Origin of the sequence: Neobacillus sp. SAB-20_R2A, from assembly GCF_049568635.1 — a bacterium.
GTDB lineage: Bacteria > Bacillota > Bacilli > Bacillales > Cytobacillaceae > Neobacillus > Neobacillus citreus.
This window is the reverse complement of record NZ_CP145895.1, coordinates 1,939,904-1,960,392: the sequence shown is the minus strand read 5'-3', so window position 1 is coordinate 1,960,392 and position 20,489 is coordinate 1,939,904. Positions and strand designations below refer to the sequence as shown.

The following is a 20,489-nucleotide window of genomic DNA, read 5'->3' as shown; positions in this document are numbered from 1 at the left end:
CTCCCTTCAATTATAGGTGCGGCCAAATGCCACCAGAAACTGGCATGATATGTCCAGTAATATAGCTCGATTCATCACTAGCTAAAAATAATGCTGCATTAGCGACATCTGCTGGCTTCCCCAATCTTCCCAATAACGTTTGTTGACGATATTCTTCTAGAGTTTCACTATCCATGCGATCTAAAATAGAGGTTTGAATTAACCCAGGTGCAATACAATTAACATTAACATTCGGGCTCAATTCCTTTGCGGCGGTTTTTGTAAAAGAAGCTACCCCTGCCTTCGCTGCCCCATAATCTGAGTATCCTTTTTCACCTTCAAAATGGATCGTGGAAATATTGATGATTTTCCCATATCCATTTTGAATCATCTTTGGCGAAACTAATTTGGTACAATTAAACGTACCCTTTAAATTTAGTTCCATCGTTTGATCCCATCGCTCGTCATCAATTTCAAAAATGGATTTAACTAAACTCTTATCCCGAATACCGCCAACAACATTAACAAGAATGTCTATTTTACCGAATTCTTCGTTAACTCCATTTACCACTTCTTTAATCTCATCAAAAACTAGTACGTTTGCCCGTATTGCTAAAATATTTTCATGATCCACAAAGTCTAATAATTTTTCTCTAGTTTCAAACAATCTTTTCTCAGAAATATCTGTTATGGCGATTTTGGCACCCTCTTCAGCAAATCGTAAAGCAATTGCTTGACCCATTGGCCCACCTGCACCTGTAACAAATGCAATCTTATTTCTTAGTCGCAAAATTTCCATCCCCCTAATTTTTTTCCTTTTATTTTTTGTATAATAAAATCAATGATCATTCCTCCTTCTTTTATTTTTACATGCAATTTTTATGCCAATTTTTGTTCTTTTTAAAACCTGGTTTTCTATAATCGTTTTTTACACTTATGCAAAAGATTCGCAAAAATAAGAAACACTTTTGCGAAAGGTACCTTAAATAAATGAAAATTTTTAAATACAAATTAAAAAAATAAAAAACACACAGAACCTGTGTGTTTTAATCTATATCTACTATGTTTAATAATGATAGTTTTAATCTTAGATTGCCGGTAAAGAAAGGATAACCTCTGTACCTTTACCGGGTGAACTATGAATCTTAATTTTGCCATTCATACTTTCCATGATTCTATAAACTACCATCATCCCCAGCCCAGTTCCGTTTCCCGTCATGGTAAAATAGGGCTCGCCTAGCCTTTCAAGCACTTCTCTGCTCATTCCAACACCATTATCCAGTATATGGATGTGACATACCTTGTCCTTGAGATCAGTTTTAATGGTGATATATCCTCCATTCGGTAAGGCTTCAATACTATTTTTTAAGATGTTTCCCAATGCCTGTATCATTTTTGCTGGTTCTCCCATTACATAACATTGGCAGCTAGAGTGATGATTAGAAATCTGGACGTTATTCTGATTTGCAAGTGGTTCCATAATCGAAACCGCTTCCTTTATGGAAACCACTATATCCATTTCTTCCATTTGGTTAGGGTATGGTCTGGCAAAGGTTAAATAGTCTGTTACGACCCGGTCGACGCGATCCATTTCGTCTAGAGCTAATTGAAATAAAGAGTCTCTTTTTTCCTGAGGCATGGTTTGGTCATATTTCAGTAATTGCACCATCCCGCGGGCAGTGGTTAACGGGTTTTTAACCTCATGGTTGACTGCAGCTGCCAAATGACTCACCGTCTCGAGCCTAGCCGCTTGAAATAGCTCCATCCGCTTTCGATAATTCTTCCGTATCGCTTCTTCAGACAAACTTACTAAAATGATCCCTAAAAGGTTCACAATGAGATAATTAATCGAAAAATTTATGGTGTCTGATTGAATAAGGTGGTCAGCTCCATAAAAAAGGACAATAACCGAAAAAAGCATATTAATGCCGGCAGCCAAAAACACTTTATTAAAAGTTTTCAATCGAAAATACATAGGTCTAAAAAAATGACCAATAAAAAACAGTAAAACTGTACTAATAATAGAACCGAGTATACCCGGACCACCTTGAATGATTCTAATGAAAATAGTTTCGCTTGCGAGTAAAAATCCGATGAAAGGGCCGCCATACAAGGTACCCAGCCAAAGAGGGATCCTCCGCAAATCAAAATTCAATCCGTTATCTTTATAGAAGGAAAATACCATACAAAACAATATGGCGGTTCCATAGGTGACGAGAATTCCATACTTTTTTACAAATGGACTTTCAGGCTTACTTTCATTCCAGAATTGATGAACTATCATTGCGATTATAATAACCAATAAGTTAAAAAGCATATTACTGCTTTCATTAATCATTAAAAATTCCCCTTCATCTGCATTTCCTTCTATATATGCTGCATCACTATTTTGTCCTTCGGGATAAATACTGATAACCTAAAAAGATATTATCATAGACCAAATAGAATTCCCATCTCGACTTAATAAAAATGAAAGAATAATTAAACAAAAAAACAAGCCGAAATGAATTCGGCTTGTAATTATAATTATGCTTAATTAACTTGATTCCCCAAGCTTGGCGCCAATAACTTCTCACTTTCAAATACCTTTCCAAGTGCTTCGTCAGCTTTTTCAAAGGTTGCGTCTGCTGCTTCAAAATTGGGGGCTTCTTTTTTCAATTCATCAGCTTTTGCTTGGTAGGATGCTGCAAATTCTTTTATAACGGCTTCAAGCTCTGACTGATGGTCCTTCAACTCTGCTGGAATTTGAATGCCGTTCAGTTCATCGGCAATGGCTGCTGCAGCCGCACTTGCACTTGCCTTATCCTCAACTGTTGGTAGGTCTTCCGGCTTTGCGTCTTCCTTGGATGCCTTCGCTACATATGTATCTAAAGCCACATCTTTTGCGTTAATTTTCTTACCTAGTTCCGTATAGAATTTAACTAATTCCTTCTTTACATCCGTCTTGGGTGCTACTGCTTCCTCCGTTTTTTTCTTTTCCTTCTCTGTCGTTTTTGCCTCGTCATTACTTGAGCATGCAGCAAGACCAATAGTCATGGTTAATGCTGCGAATGGTAATAAAAATTTCTTCATTTAGTTTTCCCCCTATTTCTCTATTGCTTTTTACAGCATTGAATTTGACGAAGGAAAGGTCATTATAGTTTCACAAAATGGGAAATTTTTGTATTTTTTTAATAGAAATAACTTATTCTAATTTGGAGAAAATAATGAAGGATTAGCATGGATATGTTAATAAACCACATTTAGGAAAGGAAGGATGAAACCATGTCGATTCAATCCTTTCAACCGGGACAAATAGTATATGTAATTATTCGCAATCCTCATGCACAGGATGTGGCCAATGTCCAAGAAGCAGCGGTTGTTCAAAATCCCGAGTCACCAGGTGATTTGGCGCTGTTTGTTTATGAAACCTATTATCCATTAAATGATGAAGTAGCGGTTTTTAGCTCTTCTTCCGAGGCGGAAAATGCCTTTCAGGAAGCATTCGGCTACACAGAAATCGAGGGTTATTATGGTTAAACCCTTTGTCCCTCAACTTGTCTACGTAGAACCCGATGCATTGACCTATCCACTTGGAAAAGAGCTTGTGTCCAAATTTGAAAATATGGGGATTGAGATCAGGCAAACCACCTCCCATAATCAAATTCGAAATTTACCCGGAGAGAATGACTTTCAAAGGTATCGTGTCGCCAAATCAACACTCGTGGTCGGAGTAAGAAAAACGCTGAAATTTGATACCTCCAAACCTTCAGCAGAATATGCGATTCCCTTTGTGACTGGCTGCATGGGTCATTGCCATTATTGTTATTTGCAAACGACGATGGGCAGTAAACCCTATATCCGCACCTATGTCAACATTGATGATATTTTTGAAGCAGCCGAGAATTATATGAAGGAACGTGCTCCGGAACCGACACGATTTGAAGCATCCTGTACTTCGGACATCGTCGGTGTGGATCACTTAACCCACACCTTAAAAAAAGCGATTGAGTTTTTTGGTGAATCTGAATATGGAAAGCTTCGGTTTGTCACAAAGTTTGCCCATGTCGACCATTTGCTCGATGCCAAACATAATGGAAAAACCCGCTTTCGGTTTAGCATGAACGATGATTATATCATCAAAAATTTTGAGCCAGGCACCTCCCGCCAACAAGAAAGAATTGAGGCGGCCGGAAAAGTTGCGAATGCAGGATTCCCATTAGGTTTTATAATCGCCCCTATCTATTTACATGACGGTTGGAAGGAAGGCTATAAGGAAATGTTTGAAAAATTAGAGGCCGAACTTCCAAATGCAGCGAAAAAGGACTTAACCTTCGAGCTGATTCAACATCGCTTTACCAAACCGGCAAAAAAGGTCATAGAAAAAAACTATCCAATGACGAAATTGGAATTGGATGAGTCGAAACGGAAATGGAAATGGGGACGCTACGGGATTGGAAAGTACGTGTATACCGACCAAGAGCAAGAGGATATCAAAGATACCTTGGGTTCATATATCCATAATTATTTCCCTGAAGCAAAAATTGAGTACTTCACTTAAAGGAGTAGATTTTCATGACAAATTCAGATTTAAAAGAAAAGGTCCAGAAGGTTATCTCAGACCACAAAACGGGCATTCTATCGACAGTTGAAAATAATAAACCCCATTCCCGGTATATGACTTTTTATAACGACGAATTAACCTTATATACACCAACAAAAAGGGATACTGAAAAAATCGGGGAAATTGAGAAAAATCCGAACGTATCTGTTTTATTAGGCTATGAAAAAAAAGGACAAACTGATTCCTATGTTGAAATATCCGGAACTACCGCTGTTAATGATTCTGCTCAGCTGAAACAACAATATTGGGAAGAGTCATTTAATCAATGGTTCAACGGCCCTGACGATCCGAACTATATTTTTCTGGAGATAAAACCAGAAACCGTTCGTATTATGAATCTTAATGGTGAACCATCACAAGAATTGAATTTGTAAATTCTCCCCCTTAAGGATTCAGTCGTGTAACTGAATCCTTTTTGTCTTCACGAACATATACCACATATTTGTGACAAATTTAAAATATTTTTTGACAATTTTGTGAACAAAGTTTTGACAATTTTGTGAACTCGGTGAATAATATATAGTATAAGAGTTTTGGAAGTGTAAATCATCCCCATCCCAAGGAGGTCGTAATGATGAATACGCGAATGAAAATATTACATGCAACAAAATGGGCCGGCAGTGTTACCTTACTAACAGGTATCATGATTTTTTTATACGGAATTGTAAGCGGTTTAATGCCGGTCACCGGGATTGGGATTGGTACCATTGTGGGAGCGGTGATGTTCTTTCTGATGGGAATGTTTTTTATCGCGACTGAGGAAATGGTAGAAAAGACGGATAAGGGATTAGAAATCCCGACAATGCCAATGAAACCGAGATTATATTTGGTAAAAAGATAAATGAAAACTCGCCGATTGGCGAGTCCGATAGGACGAAGACAGAGGCGTAGTTGAATTTATGCGTTAAGAAAGTATAAAGCTTTCGACAGAAAGTTTATACTTTTTTATTAGCAAAATAAAAACTCGCCGATTGGCGAGTTCGATAGGACAAAGACAGAGTAGTAGTTGAATTTATGCGTTAGGAAAAAGAGAGCGTCTGTAAAAGACGCTCCCTTTCTTCATTTATCTACATATCCCAAAGGAAAATGAGTAATGTTCCAAAAACAGTAATCAGGGCCATGGCAATCATAAAAAATACCTTGCCATAAATTACCCATTTATCTTCTGATTCGCCAGCGTGCATAAACACAACAAGCTGCAGAAGAGCCTGAACAAATGCAGTGGCGACTAGGACAACCATTCCTTGTGCAAAGGAGAGTTTCAAGAAATAGACTGCCAGAGCAGCTGCCGTTAGGACTAAGGAAAAGACAAAACCAATTATTTGTTTTCGTGGGAATAATTCGCTCATCTTACATCATTCCTTTCAAATAGATGAAGCTGAAGATGAAGATCCAGACGACATCCAAGAAATGCCAGTAAAGTGAAAAGATAAAGGATTTATTCGCCGTTTCAGGCTTTATGCCGCGTTTTTTCACTTGCAAAAGGATAGCTGTTCCCCAGAATAATCCAAAGGTAACGTGTAGTCCGTGAGTACCTAATGTAGTCATTAGCATGGCAGTAAATGCGCTAGTCTGCAATGTTGCACCATCATGGATATAGGTGATGAATTCGTCAATTTCAAAACCTAAGAACCCTAGACCAAGAAGAAGTGTAATCACAAAGAAGGTCATCATTGCTTTTTTGCGTCCTAGACGCATTGCGTGAACGCCAAGTCCAATGGTAAAACTACTTGTTAATAACAAAAGTGTTTCTATAATAACCGGAGCTATTTCAAAAATTTCTGTACCACTTGGACCGCTTCCGGTTCTATGCTCTAACGTAAAGTAAGAGGTAAACAGTGTAGCAAACAGCATAATTTCAGCTGCAAGGAAAACCCAAAAGCCAAAAATATTCAGTCCGTTTTGTTTTGTACCATATTCTAATGGCAGCGAGTGATCGACGTTCATTATTTAGCACCTCGCAGTTTTGTTTCAGTTTCTTCTATTTCTTTAACAGAAATATATCGGCCGTGGTCCTGTTCGAATGAGCGTAGAGCCATACATGCCAAAATTCCAATTAGTGCAAGAATTGCCGGAATCCATAAGGAGAAGACCAGCGAAAATCCTAACACAAAGAAGATTGCGCCCATAATAAATGGAACTCCGCTGTTATTTGGCATATGAATTTTTTCCACTTTACCCGGGAACAGCTCATGACCTTTTTTCTTAGAATCCCAGAATGCTTCACTAGAAGCAACCTGAGGCTCGATGGCAAAGTTATATTCCGGTACTGGAGTATGTGTTGCCCATTCAAGCGAACGTGCATCCCATGGATCCGCACCAATGTTTCTTGGTGAATAACGAACACTGTAATAAACATTATAGACAATCAATGCAAAGCTGATGGCCATAACACCTGCACCAACGAATGAAACCATATTTAATGGTCCATAACCTGTTGCTTCGGAATAAGTGTACATACGGCGTGCCTGACCATCTAAACCAGTAATATACATTGGGAAGAACGCTAAGCAGAATCCGATCGTAAGCGTCCAGAATGACCATTTCCCAATTCTTTCATTTAACATAAAGCCAAACATTTTTGGCCAATAATAGGTTAGACCAGCAAGCATAGCAAATACTACACCCGGGATAATTGTGTTATGGAAGTGAGCTACTAAGAACATTGTGTTATGGTACTGATAGTCAGCAGCTGACATCGCTAGCATGACCCCTGTCATCCCGCCGATTACAAATAGCGGAATAAACCCTAGAGAGTATAACATTGGAACGGTAAATCGAATTTTCCCTTTCCATAAAGTGAATAACCAGTTGAAGATCTTAACACCTGTTGGAACGGCAATCATCATTGTTGTGATGGAGAAGAAGCTGTTTGCAACTGCCCCCTGCCCCATCGTAAAGAAATGGTGCGCCCAAACCATACAGGATAGTGCTGAGATAATAACCATGGATGCAACCATTGATTTATAGCCATAAAGGTTCCGGCCGGCAAAGGTTGAGATCACCTCACTGTAAATACCAAATGCAGGTAATATCAGGATATAAACTTCAGGATGTCCCCAAACCCAGAATAGGTTGGCCCAGAGCATATCCATACCGCCATTTGTCGTTGCAAAGAAGTGAGTTCCGAACAATCTGTCCATGGTTCCCATCGCAAGCGCAACTGTAATGACAGGGAAAACCGTTACGATAATAAGGTTTGTTACTAAAACAGACCATGTAAACATCGGCATTTTCATTAAGGTCATGCCAGGTGCTCTCATTTTCATGATTGTTGTAATCATGTTAATACCGGTCATTAGTGATCCAATACCGGATATTTGAATCGCAATCATATAATAGTTCGTTCCGACATGTTGGCTGAAATCATTCCCTGCGAGCGGGAAATAAGAAGTCCATCCTGCATCAGGAGATCCGCCAATAACAAAAGAGATATTAAACAGCATCGCACCAAAGAAGAATAGCCAGAAGCTTATTGCATTTAATCTAGGGAAGGCCACGTCACGTGCGCCAATTTGTAACGGCACAAGGTAGTTCATGAAGGCAAAGATAAATGGCATCGCCATGAACATGACCATAATAACCCCGTGTGTTGAGAAAACTTCATTGTAATGCTGAGGATCAAGCAGTTTATTATCAGGTACAGCCAGCTGGGCACGCAGCATAATCGCGTCCACGCCGCCGCGGAATAACATAATTAAGGCAGAGAGTAAATACATAATCCCAATCCGTTTATGGTCAACTGTTGTTAACCATTCGCGCCATAAATATCCCCATTTTTTGAAATAGGTTAGGCCTGCAATAATGGCAACCACTGTTAGGCCAATCGCTACCATAGATGCATAGATTGCAAGACTTGGATTTGGTATGGCAAAACGTTCAAAGAACTCCATCCTTTATTAACTCCTTTCGAGAGATTAATTTTTTCAATAATTCGTTTCATTAACCTTTTAACAATTACTCATGATTTTGGTGATCTGACATATCCATTTCCATTTCCATTTTTGAGTGGTCAGTTTGACCTTCCTCTGGTTTTGCGGAAGGACTATGATCGTGTTCTGGTGCTGGACTAAATTTTAAATGAGTCCCTGTAAAAGTCATTTGTCCAAGGTGTCCTGGTTTTAATAACTCATCAAATTTTTTCTCTGATAAAGGTTTTGCCGTTTTCTTAACGTCTTTTACCCATTTATCGAAATCTTTTTCAGACATTGCTGTTACATTAAACGTATTTTCAGCAGTACCTTTACCGCTGAAGTTCGCGTTACGGCCCATCATTTCACCCGGTTCATCTGCAGCTAAGTGCAGTGTCGTCACCATATCGGACATAGCGTATTTTTGACCGCCAAGTTGTGGAATCCAGAAGCTGGTGATTGGTCCGTAAGAATAAAGCTTAAATTCGATCGGCCGGTCTGTTGGAATATACAAATAGTTGACCGTTTCAATATTTTGTTCAGGATAACTAAAATGCCATTTCCAGTCAGATGAAGATGCATAAATGACTAAAGGATCTTTATCCTGATATTTTATTGGTTTTGCTTCGACAATATTGTTACTTTGAACAGAAACGATTGAAAAGTAAGTGACAATGATGACAGGAATACCGACGCAAATTAGCTCAACCCATTTATTTCCTTCAATGTGAGGCGGTTCATAATCTGGGCTTGCCTTTGAGGCACGATACTTAATTAGCACATAAATCAAAATAGCGAAAACTACAATTACTATGAACGACATGATCCCAATAGATAACAAAATATCATGGGCTTGCCTTTCGGCTTGCGGCCCTTTAGGATCAAGAACCATAAGTGGTTCACATCCTGTAAGCACTGTGACAATAGTGAGAACAAGCAGTAACAAAGCCGATTTTACTTTCATGCTAGTACCCCTTTCTTTTATTTAAAAAATATCATGTTAAAAAAATTTTTAGTTTGTGATTTACATCACATCATCAGTAACTATCTTAATACCAAACATTATTAAAAGACACCCATTCAGAAGATTTGTCACTAAATGTTCAAAAAGAATTCGACACTTTGTAAAAATAGGGTCTATACATTTGCTTTTTTAATATAGATTTAATATTGGGCAACGGATAGTTGAGAATTATGGAAAAGCACCCTTAAAATTCCTTCACATTTATGTTTTTATTTAAAAAATTCAGATTCACTGTAGTGAAAAAAACAAAGCAAAGAAGCGATCGCCACTGATCGCTTCTTTGCTTTGTTTTTTATTGATTTAGTGCGTTAACCGCATTTATTAATCCAAATCCAGCCTTTTCATCATAACCTGGTTTGAACACATCTTCTGCCGAAGATTGGATGATATGTTTAACCTGTGCTGGTGTGAGTTTGTCTTTTCCGTACTTGGCAATGATCACTCCTGCTAAAGCTGCTGTTTTTGGCGCTGCCATGGAAGTGCCGGCTTTATATCCATATCCACCGCCAGGAATTGTACTTAGGCACAGATAAAAATTTTCTCTTCCTGCTCCAGTGGCAGGATCATAATTTGGTCCCAAATCCCCGCCAGGTGCCATCACATCAATTTTTCCTACTCCATAATTTGAATAGAATGCTAGATTTTTTTGAGCCCCGCCGGCTGAAACCCGAATCATCGTTTGACTGCTCGGGCTTCGGTGTGTTGCGCCTTTATCATCTCCCGACAGTTGGCCTGGACTGCTTAAATCAAGCCCATTATTACCTGCGGAACCAACTACAGTTACTCCTTTTTGAATAGCATATTGAATAGCACGATTAAATAAGCGAACATCTGCTACAACATCTTTAGTTACATACTCAGGGTCTTGAAACCAGTCGTAACCGCCAAGGGACATATTGACAACATCAACATTGTCATCTGCAGCTGTCATTAGGGCCTCTGCAATATGGGAAGTTTCAGCACCGCCAGTTGGTCCAAAGACACGGTAGGCTGCCACTTTCAGGTCTGGTCCAACACCTAAAACTCTTCCTTTCCCGGCAATCGAACCAGCCACGTGCGTGCCGTGTCCATTTTCATCCATCGCATTCGAATATCCCGGCACAAATGATTTTCCATAAATATAGTTCGCTTTTAAATCTGGATGGTTATAATCAATACCTGTATCAATTACACCAACCACAATCTCTTCTCCTGAAACTGGCTTTCCAGTTCCTCCTGGTAAATTCCATGACTCCCCATTATTGGTTACCTGTTTAATATCCCATTGAAGATGTTCATATAAATCAGCTGTATCAGAAGTCCCTCCAACTTCCGCGGCTTCTTGTATAGCAGCACCCTCTGGGTAAACTATATTTTCTTCACCTGCATCCAAAACAAGACTCGATTTTTTCACCTTGTCCAAAAAAGCAGTATTTGTTGAACTTACTTCAACAGCCCCCAACTTATCCAGTTTCCCTGTCACTTTTCCGCCGGCGTCCTTGATCATTTTTTCATATCCTGCCGGAAGCTGGGATTGATCCTTAAAAATTACTATGTACTCCTTGTTCACAGGTGCAGCACTGCTTTTTGAAATCCCTCCGCTAAATATAACGGATGCTCCCAAAGTAACAGATAAAACGCTTCCAAAAATCTTCTTCTTCATCGTTTCAACCTCTCCCTTTCTCTTTTTCTCAATTTTCATTATATTATTTTAAAGGGACTGTAGACATTCTACTAAAGTCCTTATTACAATCTTTTTACACACCACTTTCTTCCTGTTTTTGGATAATCGCCCACTTTAATTTCCATCGATACCCAAATTCGTCCAATTGTTTGGATAACCCATGCAGGACAACCACTTTCCCAATAAAATAAATTACAAAACTTTTTAATGCTCCATATTTTAGGGAGTGGTCAAATGGGAGCAATTAACGGAAAAGAATTTATCGAACGTATGGATTGTTTAAACAAGGAAATTTGGCTGGATGGAGAACGGTTGGAAGGGAAAATTTCTGAACATCCTGCATTTAGAGGTCTTCTTCAAAGCAAAGCATCTTTATATGATTTGCAGTTTGATTCGCCCCTGAAAGAAAAGCTAACCTTTTTATCCGATAAGACAGAAGAGCGGATTGGGCTATCTTATTTACAGCCACGGACGAAAGAGGATTTAAAAAGAAGGCGGATCATGATCGAAATTTGGGCCAGGCATACCAACGGGCTGATGGGTAGAAGTCCGGATTATATGAATTCAGTCGTTATGGCCTTTGCCTCCTCCGCCTTATTTTTAAAAGGGAGTGAGAATTGCTTTCCGGAGAATATTATTTCCCTATATGAAAGGGCAAGGAATCAAGATCTCTCGTTTACCCACACCTTTATAACTCCCCAGGTTAACCGGTCGCAAATCAACTTTGAAAAATCGAAAGAACCAATTGCCGCCAAAATTGTCGGGAAAAACGAAAAGGGAATTATTATCAAGGGGGCTCGCCTGTTAGCGACCCAAGGCGGTTTAACGGATGAAGTTCTAGTTTATTCAGCCGGCGGAGTGACAAATGACGCGGATGCCTATGCATTTTCCATCCCTTCTGATACGAATGGACTTAAATTTCTTTGCAGAGAGTCGTTTGTAAGCGGTGAGTCAGTCTTTGATTATCCGCTCAGCTCGCGTTACGAAGAAATGGATACGATTTTAGTCTTTGATAACGTGGTGGTTCCGTGGGAAAGAGTCTTTTTTTACGAAAATGTCGATGCAGCAAATGAATTCATGGAGAAAAGCTCATTCTACCATCACGCCTACCACCAGGCCATCACTAGACAGGTTGTGAAAACAGAATTTCTATTGGGACTTGCCGAGTCCCTTTCGGATACAATCAATGTTTGCGGATATCAGCATATTCAAGAAAAACTTTCAGAAATCATCATCGGACTTGAAACGATGAGGGCGCTGCTGCTCAAATCTGAGGAAGAGGCGGAATTGGATGAGTGGGGTTATATGAGACCAAGCCTCATTCCTCTTAAAGTCGCTAGCAATGTCTTTCCAAAAATTTATCCTAGATTCAGCGAAATCATTCAATTAATTGGCGCGAGTGGAATGGTTACCTTGCCGACTGAAAAGGACTTTAATTCCCCTATAAAACAGGATTTGGAATCCTATCTGCAAGGCTCTAGAAAAAATGCTGAGGACCGTGTCAAGCTTTTTCGATTAGCCTGGGACCTGACGATGAGCTCATTTGGCACAAGGCAAACCCAGTATGAACGGTACTTCTTCGGCGACCCTGTCCGCTTGTCGAGCGGCTTGTATCATACCTATCCAAAAGAGGAATATTGCAAGCGAATAACCGACTTTTTAAATTAAACTATTTGCGTTTATATCAGCAGCCTCACACAAAACATGTCCAATCCATCTTTAGTTTCCCTCATATAAATAAAATAAGTTCGGTCTTTATGATTTTATTATTGGGAGGGAACTAATCTATGAAGCTAACTCTTCATGAACGTTCTGAAATATTACTGCAACGAAGAATCCAAGGATTAAATTCCAGAGAAACCATTAATTTTATTTTTATGGGCGATAGTAGAGGTAGGGGACCAGAGGATAATTGTTTTACAATGAGCGGCGAATTTGAGAATGTTCTAAAAAAGGCTGTTGAACTAGACCCATTGTTTATTATTCACGGGGGAGATACAGTTTTCACAGGTGAAATTGCTTACTTACAGCACTTTGTCGATGTAGTTGAAAGAATTGCTCCACATATTCCAATGTTTGTTTGTGTGGGCAATCATGATGAGCTTTTTTTACTAGAAAGTAACCTAAAAAATTTCCAATCCACTATCGGAGAGGTGCATTGGGTAATTGATATTCCTCAAGTGGATTTTCGTTGTATTGCATTGAATAATGTTCACAGTCCAGTAAATGCAACATACGGATTTACCGATGCAGAATTAAATTATCTCGAAAGGCGATTGAGAAAAAGTCCACGTAATACCACTTTGGCTATGCATGCACAACCAAACATCGGTGACTGGACAGGTGGATTTCCGGTGGATTCGCCTGACGGTCAAAGGTTTTTCGATTTAATTCAAAAGTACTGTGTGAAGAAAGTTCTTGTTAGTCATTTGCATGGATATGATGAACAGTTTATTAGAAAAAACAATGACGGAACATTTACTCTTGGTAGAGGTACAGATTTTGTGTTAACAGGTGGTGCCGGTGCAGAGCTGGATTTTGAGCACAAACTTATTTTAAATGATTTTAATTTTGTTGAGTTTTTTGTAAACCAACATCATATTTCAGGTCCTATTCTTTGGAAGGACTTCGGCACTCCAAGACGGGCTTGCTTGTAAAAACAACACAGGAGTGGGAAATCCCCCATGACTATTATTAAAAGGTAAAAAAGAAGGTCATCAAACGTAATGACCTTCTTACTTTTTGTTATAAAGGATCCTCATAGCATATTCGTTAATTAGTATCTAAATTTTGGATCAGTTTGTTTATAATAGCCGCTTCTTACCTCACATGCCCAGTTCTTTAATACCTCTTTCCACTGGTTGCTATTGAAAAACTCATCCAATGGTCTAGCAGGATTCCATTCCAAAAAGATTAAAAAAGGTGCAATCCCGGGGCTCCATAATCCTGTTTGTTGAACTCCCGTTTCTCTTATAAGGAGAAGCGGCAGCCCTCGCTGATACGCCATGCTTGGCTCTATTTGTAAGAATTCCGATCCTAGCCATTCCCGAATCGGAGTAGGGAACCTGCCCGTATTGGTTCCCAAAACATCGACTTCCAATTGTTTTAAATCTGTCGCAATTAAGCCGTAACTCGAGTTAATCACACGCCTGATATTTTCCAAAACAGTTTCCGGATATTGTTCATTTCTTGGCAATGTCCTTGGAAACAGCAGTTCCTTTCTTATTTCAAAGATTAACCGTCTCATAAACGCTTCTTGGGCAGCATTTAAAGTATTGGGTCTACTTAAAAACACAGGAATACGAAACAAACGATCTTGCGTCTGCCTCATCATTTCTTCTATTTCAGGATTGTCCTCTTCTGACTCACCCTGAGGACTGTTAGAATCATCATACTCATCACTATCAGCATCGGATTCATTGGATTCATACCACTCTTCAGTGGATTCCTCCAATTGACAAATTTCATCAGATTGTTGAAAATCCCAACGGCTAGCATAAGATTTCCTAAAATCATTATCTCTACACTCATAATCTTCTGATTCGATTTCTTTACTATCATGGCTTACACAATCATAATTTCTAGAATCAACACTTTTTCTAGAATCATTTTTGTCCGATTTATTTGATTTTTTCATTTTTGAAATCCCCTCCCTTATTTCCTTATTTTAAAATATGAAAATGGTTGTCCAAGGTGTGGGATTCTTGAGACTTTAATCGAAAAATGAGACATAAAATGATTGAACATACTAAGTTATGCTTTATTAAATTAGCAAACCCAAAGCCGATTTTCTCCAAATTTAAAAATAAAAAACCTTATTAGATTTACTAATAAGGTCATCTTTTCATGTTTGTGGTAAACCGATTTTTGGGGGATAGGCTTGTAATTTTGATAACATTGGCCTTTGATTCTCCCATGTAACTTGAACATCAAGATTAAAAAAGTTGGTGAGACGTTCACTTGATAACATCTCGCTTGTCCACCCAGATGCAAAAACTTGCCCTTCCTTCAGCAATAACGTTTTATTGAATAAAGGTAGAATCTCCTCAACATGATGCGTTACGTAAATAATCGCTGGTGCACCTGGGTTTTTGGCAATTGTCTCGATTGATTCCAATAGTTTTTCACGGGCAATAAAGTCCAGACCGTTCGTTGGCTCATCGAGAATCAGCAAAGACGGGTCAGCCATTAACGCGCGGGCAATTAACACCCGCTGTTTCTCCCCTTGCGATAAAGTTTCATAATTTCTGTTAGCATAATCGATGCAGCCAAGCTCCTCAAGTAAGGAAATGGCTTTTCTTCGTATTTCGTCTGTGGGAGCTTCATAGAGACCAATGGAAGCGAATTCTCCGCTTAGTACCACTTCAAAGGCATTATCGCCCGGGTGAAATTTTTCCTGAAGTGAGGAAGAAACAAAGCCAATTTGCTTGCGCAGCTTTTCAGCAAGATAGGTTTTCCCAAACTCCATTCCTAAAACATTAATTTTTCCCTTTGTCGGGAAATTATAGGCGTTCAGCAGATTTAGGATGGCCGTTTTACCAGAACCGTTTAAACCGAATAAAACCCAATGCTCCCCTTTTTCTATTTGCCAATTAACATTTTTTAAAATCCATTTGTCGCTCCGTTTGAGCGAAACATCCTCTAGTTGCAGAATCATTAATTTACTCCCCTCTTATGATTGACTTTATACATTATATAGTATCAAAATTTTCCAAAAATAAAAATATTGAGAGTTTTCCACTTCAAAAATAGCAATTATGAACATTCTTTGAAACTATTCTATTTATAAGTGTTTCCCCAACTTTCGCCGCATAATTCTACAAATTTCTTGGTTTACGATTGCTATATTTTGAACGTAAGGAAAATATTAATTTCCTATTGTTCAACATTTCACAATAATGATTTTAGGGAGGAACAATCAATGGCAGTGGAAGAAAAAATGTTACAGCAAAAGCAAACAGTCTCGGGTGTTGACCGATTAGCAGCTAATGCAGCTCAGGCAGCTACGGAGTTTCGCAGCTTTACGCAGGAAATGGTCGATGAAATTGTCAAGCAGTTGGCACTTGTTGCACTCGAGAACCACGATAAATTTGCCAGAATGGCTGTTGAGGAAACGAATCGAGGCCTTTACGAAGATAAAATCACGAAAAATATGTTTGCAACAGAGATGATTTATCACACCCTTCGAAATCTGAAAACGGTCGGCATTATCAGTGAAAACGAGCATGAGGGCAGCTATGAAATTGCCGAACCTGTCGGGGTCATCGCCGCGCTGGTGCCTGTGACAAATCCCACATCCACTGTCATTTATAAATCTCTTATTTCTATGAAAACAAGAAATCCGATTATTTTTTCCTTTCACCCCGTTTCACAGAATTCGGGAAGGTTCACAGCTGAACTTCTGAGAGAAGCCGCTGTCCGTGCAGGCGCTCCTGAAAATTGTATTCAATGGATGGAAACTACCACTCTAGATGGTATCAATATGTTAATGAAGCATCCAAAAGTATCGCTAATTCTTGCGACGGGAGGTTCTAGCATGGTGAAAGCCGCATATAGTTCCGGCAAACCGGCAATTGGTGTCGGACCAGGCAACGTACCTTGTTATTTCGAAAAAACTGCCAATATCAAGAGCTCTGTCCAAGACCTGATTATGTCAAAAACCTATGATAATGGAATGATTTGTGCCTCTGAGCAAGCATTAATCATCGATAAAGAAATCTATACTGAAGTCATTACGGAAATGATTGCCAATAACTGTTACTTTTTAAATGAGGAGGAAAGGAAACAGTTAGAAAAATTAGCGATAAAAGAAGAAACCGGCTTCCTCAATCCGATGATTGTCGGCCTTCCAGCCTTTAAAATTGCCCAAATGGTCGGAATCGAAGTTCCATTTGATACCAAGGTTTTAGTAGTCGAGTTGGAAGGAGTCGGACCGAAATATCCGCTTTCCTGCGAAAAACTAAGCCCTGTCCTTGTCTGCTATAAGGCAAATAGTACGGAGGAAGCCTTTAACCTGGCAGAAGCCATATTAGAATACGGTGGACTCGGCCACACCGCTTCCATTCATACGGCTAATGACCAGATTGTTGAACAGTACGCGATGAGAATGAGAGCAGGACGGATCCTAATCAATACTCCATCCGCCCAAGGGGCAACTGGAAACGTTTATAACGATTTACTGCCGACACTAACCCTTGGCACGGGCACATATGGAGGAAACTCGGTTTCAGTGAATGTCGGGGCCATGCATTTACTTAATATTAAAAAGGTCGCCAAACGCAATAATAACGCCCAAATCTTAAGGACACCGCCACAAATTTATTATCGTAAGAATTCTGTTCAGGCATTGGAAATCATCCCGGATATTAAAAGGGCATTTATTGTCACAAGCCCAAGTTCGGTGAAAAACGGTTATGTCGATAAAGTGCTCCATTTTCTAACGAAACGACCTGATTTTGTCCACTATGAGGTGTTTTCTGAGGTGGAGCCTGACCCTAGCATCGAAACGGTCATGGCGGGTGCTGAATTGATGAGACACGCTAAACCGAATATGATCATTGCCTTAGGAGGCGGTTCTGTCCTTGATGCAGCAAAAGCGATGTGGTTATTTTACGAGGATTCTCAGGCAAACTTTAACACTTTGAAACTTAAGACTCTTAATCCGAGAAAACGAGTTGTGACTTATCCGAAGCTTCGGGAGAAGGCTAAGTTTATCGCGATTCCGACTACTTCCGGAACAGGTTCGGAGGTTACCTCCTTTGCTGTCATCACCGATAAAAAAGCGAATATTAAATACCCGCTTTCCGACCCTGAACTTTTACCAGATGTGGCGATCATCGATCCACAGTTCTCGATGACTGTTCCGAAGGAAATCACGGCAGACACCGGAATGGATGTCTTAACACATGCTCTTGAAGCTTTTGTTTCAGTCGTTGCCAATGATTTTACAGATGGACAGATTATTAAGGCCATTCAGCTAGTATTTGAGTATTTGCCAAGGGCATACCGTAACGGTTCTGATGAGCTGGCACGCGAGAAAATGCATTACGCTTCCACGATTGCGGGCCTTGCATTTAATAACGCCTATTTAGGAATTAATCACAGCCTTGCCCATGCGGTTGGCGCCGAGTTCAATATTGCTCACGGCCGCGCAAACGCGATTTTCTTGCCGCTTGTTATTCGCTTTAACGCGGTGAAGCCGACGAAATTTACGCCATTTGCCGGTTATGAGTATTATAAGGCTGATAAACGTTATGCTGAGCTGGCAAAAATGCTGGGGCTTCCGGCACGGACAACAGAAGAAGGTATTGAAAGCTTGGTTGAAGCGGTAATTAGTTTGGCAAGAGAGCTCGATATGCCTTTAAGCGTCGAGGAATGCGGTGTGAGCCAGCCTGTATACGAAAGTAAGATTGCCGAGATGGCCTTACATGCCTTTCATGATCCTGATACAAACGTCAATCCGAAGCGTCCATTAACTAGAGAACTGATGGAAATCCTGCGTCAAGCTTATAAAGGGGTATAGTTTTAATATACGGGAGGTGCCTCAATCGGGGATTTGAGGCACTTTTTTTGTATGGGTTTATCCAATAATAACGATTCGCAGATAAATTCAGGAATTCGCAGATATAATTGGAAATTCGCAGATATATTTCAAAATTCGCAGATATCCCTTAAAAATCCGCAGATATATTTCGGAAGCCGAATCCGAGAATTGGGAATTTACCTATTTTTAATAAAAAATTTAAATTTCTCATAGATTTAATAATATCTTTCCAGTCTCTTCCCCAATATTAGCCCTACTTGATTAAAGAAAACCACTAAGATGACGCCAACTGGGATGCTGATCCATATCATTGGCCAATCAATGGCCTCAATCTCTAAGGCAAATTGGTAGAAATATAGACAAAACGGGATCAATATAAGAACGGCAGTGACTACACCAGGAGTATATCTTCTAAGAATGATAGCCTGGCCAATGTGGGTAAAGGAATGGATAAACAAAATGGAAACGACCGAAAGAATTCCTATCAAAGTCCAATCCTTTGCTTCCCCGCTCATCGCAACAATAACCACTATCAAAATACCAATATACTCAATTAATACAGCCAAAGCAAAACCGGCTGTATGCCTTGGAAACACCCGGATGAAGTAGTTGTGGAACCTTTGCGGAAGGACCTTTAGGATATCCTTCTCATTCCGCTTTAGCCAGCCTTCCATAACAATAATTTCTTCAAAGTCGTGCACGATAAAAGCACTTGCCACCGCCCAGATCAGAATGGTTAATGTCATCTTCCTCCTCCTCTCACAATAATAAATTATTATGCTAAAACCATGATATCAAATTGGGTAAATTATCCAAAGAAAAAAAGCCGCCTAATCAAACAGTTTTGATTTAGGCTGGCTTAATCCATTTTTTTATATCCTATTCTGCTAGAGACCTGTATTTCCCGCTAAAATAAATAAGCGGTTCGGCGTTGGATTCTTCAATGGAAATTTCAATTACCCTGCCTATAAATAGTGTATGGTCCCCTTCCACATGTGCAGCTGTTACTTCACATGCAACCTGCGCCAGTGCCCCGGCGATAACAGGCACCCCGCCAAGCCGGTCAAATACCACTTCCCGATGCTCCTTCAGCTGCCCCGCGAAAATCATCGACAACTCCTGCTGTTCAGCCGACAGGATATTGACCGAGAATGTATTGGACTTTTTTATTTTTTCAAGCATAGATGCTTTTTCCGCAATTGATACGACAACAAGTTTTGGGTTGAGCGAAACAGACATAAACGCATTTGCCGTCATCCCGTGAGCCTTGCCATCCACCTCTGTTGCCACCACTGTTACCCCTGTTGCAAACTTCCCCATTGCATTTCGAAATAAACGATCATCCATTAGCAGTCCCTCCCAGCTTTCCACATTAATTTATAACTATGTTGCAAAACCAATATAAATGAATGGTAAAAGCAGGTACCTTATAAAAAGCACCTGCTTTTACCATTCTATAAACCACCCATCCCGGAAATCAGGATCCCAAAACAAGCTGTAAATAATAGAATATTAATCCCGAGACCAATCAATGCCCCCTGGCCCATCCGCTTCCTTCCCTTTGTAAAACAAATGATTGGAATCACAATCAAGGCAATGGCGGCTATACATAGATAAGCAAAAAACATCGGGGAGAAAACTAACAAAACCAATAACCCTAGAAGATAAATACCGATGGTGATGCCAATCCCAATCCATAGGTCTTTTAAACTCCCATCCTTTGAATTGTTCCCTTGATTTTGATTCATGCCTATTCCCCCCTTAAA

General features: G+C 39.7%; 20 protein-coding genes. 7 read left to right on the top strand and 13 right to left on the bottom strand.

Translation table 11 applies throughout. From position 1 onward, the window contains the following. Positions 1 to 10: 10 nt before the first annotated feature. The 3 genes from V5M37_RS09760 to V5M37_RS09750 form a co-directional block, all read right to left on the bottom strand. Positions 11 to 769 (bottom strand): SDR family NAD(P)-dependent oxidoreductase, encoded by a 759-nt coding sequence (locus tag V5M37_RS09760; protein WP_423801745.1) that lies wholly within the window; start codon positions 767 to 769, stop codon positions 11 to 13. Positions 770 to 1,066: 297 nt separating this feature from the next. Continuing rightward, on the bottom strand, positions 1,067 to 2,317 hold the full coding sequence (locus V5M37_RS09755) for an ATP-binding protein (protein WP_423801744.1): 1,251 nt from the start codon (positions 2,315 to 2,317) through the stop codon (positions 1,067 to 1,069). Positions 2,318 to 2,511: 194 nt separating this feature from the next. Then, positions 2,512 to 3,051 carry a hypothetical protein gene (locus tag V5M37_RS09750; RefSeq protein WP_423801743.1) on the bottom strand — a complete coding sequence of 180 codons (540 nt, stop codon included), beginning with the start codon at positions 3,049 to 3,051 and terminating at the stop codon, positions 2,512 to 2,514. A gap of 192 nt (positions 3,052 to 3,243) precedes the next feature. Here V5M37_RS09750 and V5M37_RS09745 point away from each other — a divergent pair, with 192 nt between their 5' ends. The 4 genes from V5M37_RS09745 to V5M37_RS09730 all read left to right on the top strand — a co-directional run bounded on the left by V5M37_RS09745 (position 3,244) and on the right by V5M37_RS09730 (position 5,423). After that, the gene (locus tag V5M37_RS09745) at positions 3,244 to 3,498 is read left to right on the top strand and encodes a transcriptional regulator SplA domain-containing protein (protein ID WP_213116252.1); all 255 of its coding nucleotides are present in this window, start codon (positions 3,244 to 3,246) and stop codon (positions 3,496 to 3,498) included. After that, positions 3,491 to 4,519, top strand: coding sequence for a spore photoproduct lyase (gene splB, locus V5M37_RS09740; protein ID WP_213140712.1), 1,029 nt, complete (start codon positions 3,491 to 3,493; stop codon positions 4,517 to 4,519). Before V5M37_RS09745 ends, splB begins: the two co-directional genes overlap by 8 nt. A 14-nt stretch (positions 4,520 to 4,533) precedes the next feature. Beyond that, positions 4,534 to 4,956, top strand: coding sequence for a pyridoxamine 5'-phosphate oxidase family protein (locus V5M37_RS09735; RefSeq protein ID WP_423801742.1), 423 nt, complete (start codon positions 4,534 to 4,536; stop codon positions 4,954 to 4,956). A 200-nt stretch (positions 4,957 to 5,156) separates the two neighbouring features. Beyond that, entirely contained in the window at positions 5,157 to 5,423 is a 267-nt protein-coding gene (locus V5M37_RS09730) for a hypothetical protein (protein WP_423801741.1), read from the top strand. 226 nt (positions 5,424 to 5,649) lie between these two features. On the opposite strand, the gene qoxD is transcribed toward V5M37_RS09730, so the two are convergent. The 5 genes from qoxD to V5M37_RS09705 all read right to left on the bottom strand — a co-directional run bounded on the left by qoxD (position 5,650) and on the right by V5M37_RS09705 (position 11,159). Then, positions 5,650 to 5,931: a cytochrome aa3 quinol oxidase subunit IV gene (qoxD, locus tag V5M37_RS09725; RefSeq protein ID WP_213140715.1), complete on the bottom strand. Its 282-nt coding sequence runs from the start codon at positions 5,929 to 5,931 to the stop codon at positions 5,650 to 5,652. 1 nt (position 5,932) lies between these two features. Next, on the bottom strand, positions 5,933 to 6,529 hold the full coding sequence (gene qoxC / locus V5M37_RS09720; RefSeq protein ID WP_423801740.1) for a cytochrome aa3 quinol oxidase subunit III: 597 nt from the start codon (positions 6,527 to 6,529) through the stop codon (positions 5,933 to 5,935). Next, a complete protein-coding gene (qoxB, locus tag V5M37_RS09715) occupies positions 6,529 to 8,475 on the bottom strand; it encodes a cytochrome aa3 quinol oxidase subunit I (RefSeq protein WP_423801739.1) in 1,947 nt (648 codons plus the stop codon). The genes qoxC and qoxB overlap by 1 nt, the downstream gene beginning before the upstream one ends. A 64-nt stretch (positions 8,476 to 8,539) precedes the next feature. Continuing rightward, positions 8,540 to 9,457, bottom strand: a complete 918-nt coding sequence (gene qoxA, locus V5M37_RS09710; protein WP_423801738.1) for a cytochrome aa3 quinol oxidase subunit II — start codon at positions 9,455 to 9,457, stop codon at positions 8,540 to 8,542. Positions 9,458 to 9,809: 352 nt separating this feature from the next. After that, positions 9,810 to 11,159 (bottom strand): S8 family peptidase, encoded by a 1,350-nt coding sequence (locus tag V5M37_RS09705; protein ID WP_423801737.1) that lies wholly within the window; start codon positions 11,157 to 11,159, stop codon positions 9,810 to 9,812. 255 nt (positions 11,160 to 11,414) lie between these two features. Here V5M37_RS09705 and hpaB point away from each other — a divergent pair, with 255 nt between their 5' ends. Further along, entirely contained in the window at positions 11,415 to 12,848 is a 1,434-nt protein-coding gene (gene hpaB / locus V5M37_RS09700; protein WP_423801736.1) for a 4-hydroxyphenylacetate 3-monooxygenase, oxygenase component, read from the top strand. Positions 12,849 to 12,967: 119 nt separating this feature from the next. Next, on the top strand, positions 12,968 to 13,837 hold the full coding sequence (locus tag V5M37_RS09695; protein ID WP_423801735.1) for a metallophosphoesterase family protein: 870 nt from the start codon (positions 12,968 to 12,970) through the stop codon (positions 13,835 to 13,837). A gap of 119 nt (positions 13,838 to 13,956) precedes the next feature. Here the strand turns inward: V5M37_RS09695 and V5M37_RS09690 are convergent, their stop codons facing one another. Together V5M37_RS09690 and V5M37_RS09685 are read right to left on the bottom strand one after the other, a co-directional pair. Further along, complete coding sequence (locus V5M37_RS09690; protein ID WP_423801734.1) at positions 13,957 to 14,817, bottom strand: hypothetical protein; 861 nt, start codon at positions 14,815 to 14,817, stop codon at positions 13,957 to 13,959. Positions 14,818 to 15,024: 207 nt separating this feature from the next. Beyond that, a complete protein-coding gene (locus V5M37_RS09685; protein WP_423801733.1) occupies positions 15,025 to 15,837 on the bottom strand; it encodes an ABC transporter ATP-binding protein in 813 nt (270 codons plus the stop codon). A 264-nt stretch (positions 15,838 to 16,101) separates the two neighbouring features. On the opposite strand from V5M37_RS09685, the gene adhE reads away from it, so the two are divergent. After that, positions 16,102 to 18,702 carry a bifunctional acetaldehyde-CoA/alcohol dehydrogenase gene (gene adhE / locus V5M37_RS09680; RefSeq protein WP_423801732.1) on the top strand — a complete coding sequence of 867 codons (2,601 nt, stop codon included), beginning with the start codon at positions 16,102 to 16,104 and terminating at the stop codon, positions 18,700 to 18,702. Between the two features lie 236 nt (positions 18,703 to 18,938). Here the strand turns inward: adhE and V5M37_RS09675 are convergent, their stop codons facing one another. The 3 genes from V5M37_RS09675 to V5M37_RS09665 all read right to left on the bottom strand — a co-directional run bounded on the left by V5M37_RS09675 (position 18,939) and on the right by V5M37_RS09665 (position 20,471). Beyond that, positions 18,939 to 19,469 (bottom strand): HXXEE domain-containing protein, encoded by a 531-nt coding sequence (locus tag V5M37_RS09675; RefSeq protein WP_423801731.1) that lies wholly within the window; start codon positions 19,467 to 19,469, stop codon positions 18,939 to 18,941. A 133-nt stretch (positions 19,470 to 19,602) separates the two neighbouring features. Beyond that, positions 19,603 to 20,070 carry a flavin reductase family protein gene (locus tag V5M37_RS09670; protein ID WP_423801730.1) on the bottom strand — a complete coding sequence of 156 codons (468 nt, stop codon included), beginning with the start codon at positions 20,068 to 20,070 and terminating at the stop codon, positions 19,603 to 19,605. A 107-nt stretch (positions 20,071 to 20,177) separates the two neighbouring features. Next, complete coding sequence (locus V5M37_RS09665) at positions 20,178 to 20,471, bottom strand: hypothetical protein (RefSeq protein WP_423801729.1); 294 nt, start codon at positions 20,469 to 20,471, stop codon at positions 20,178 to 20,180. Positions 20,472 to 20,489: the final 18 nt, after the last annotated feature.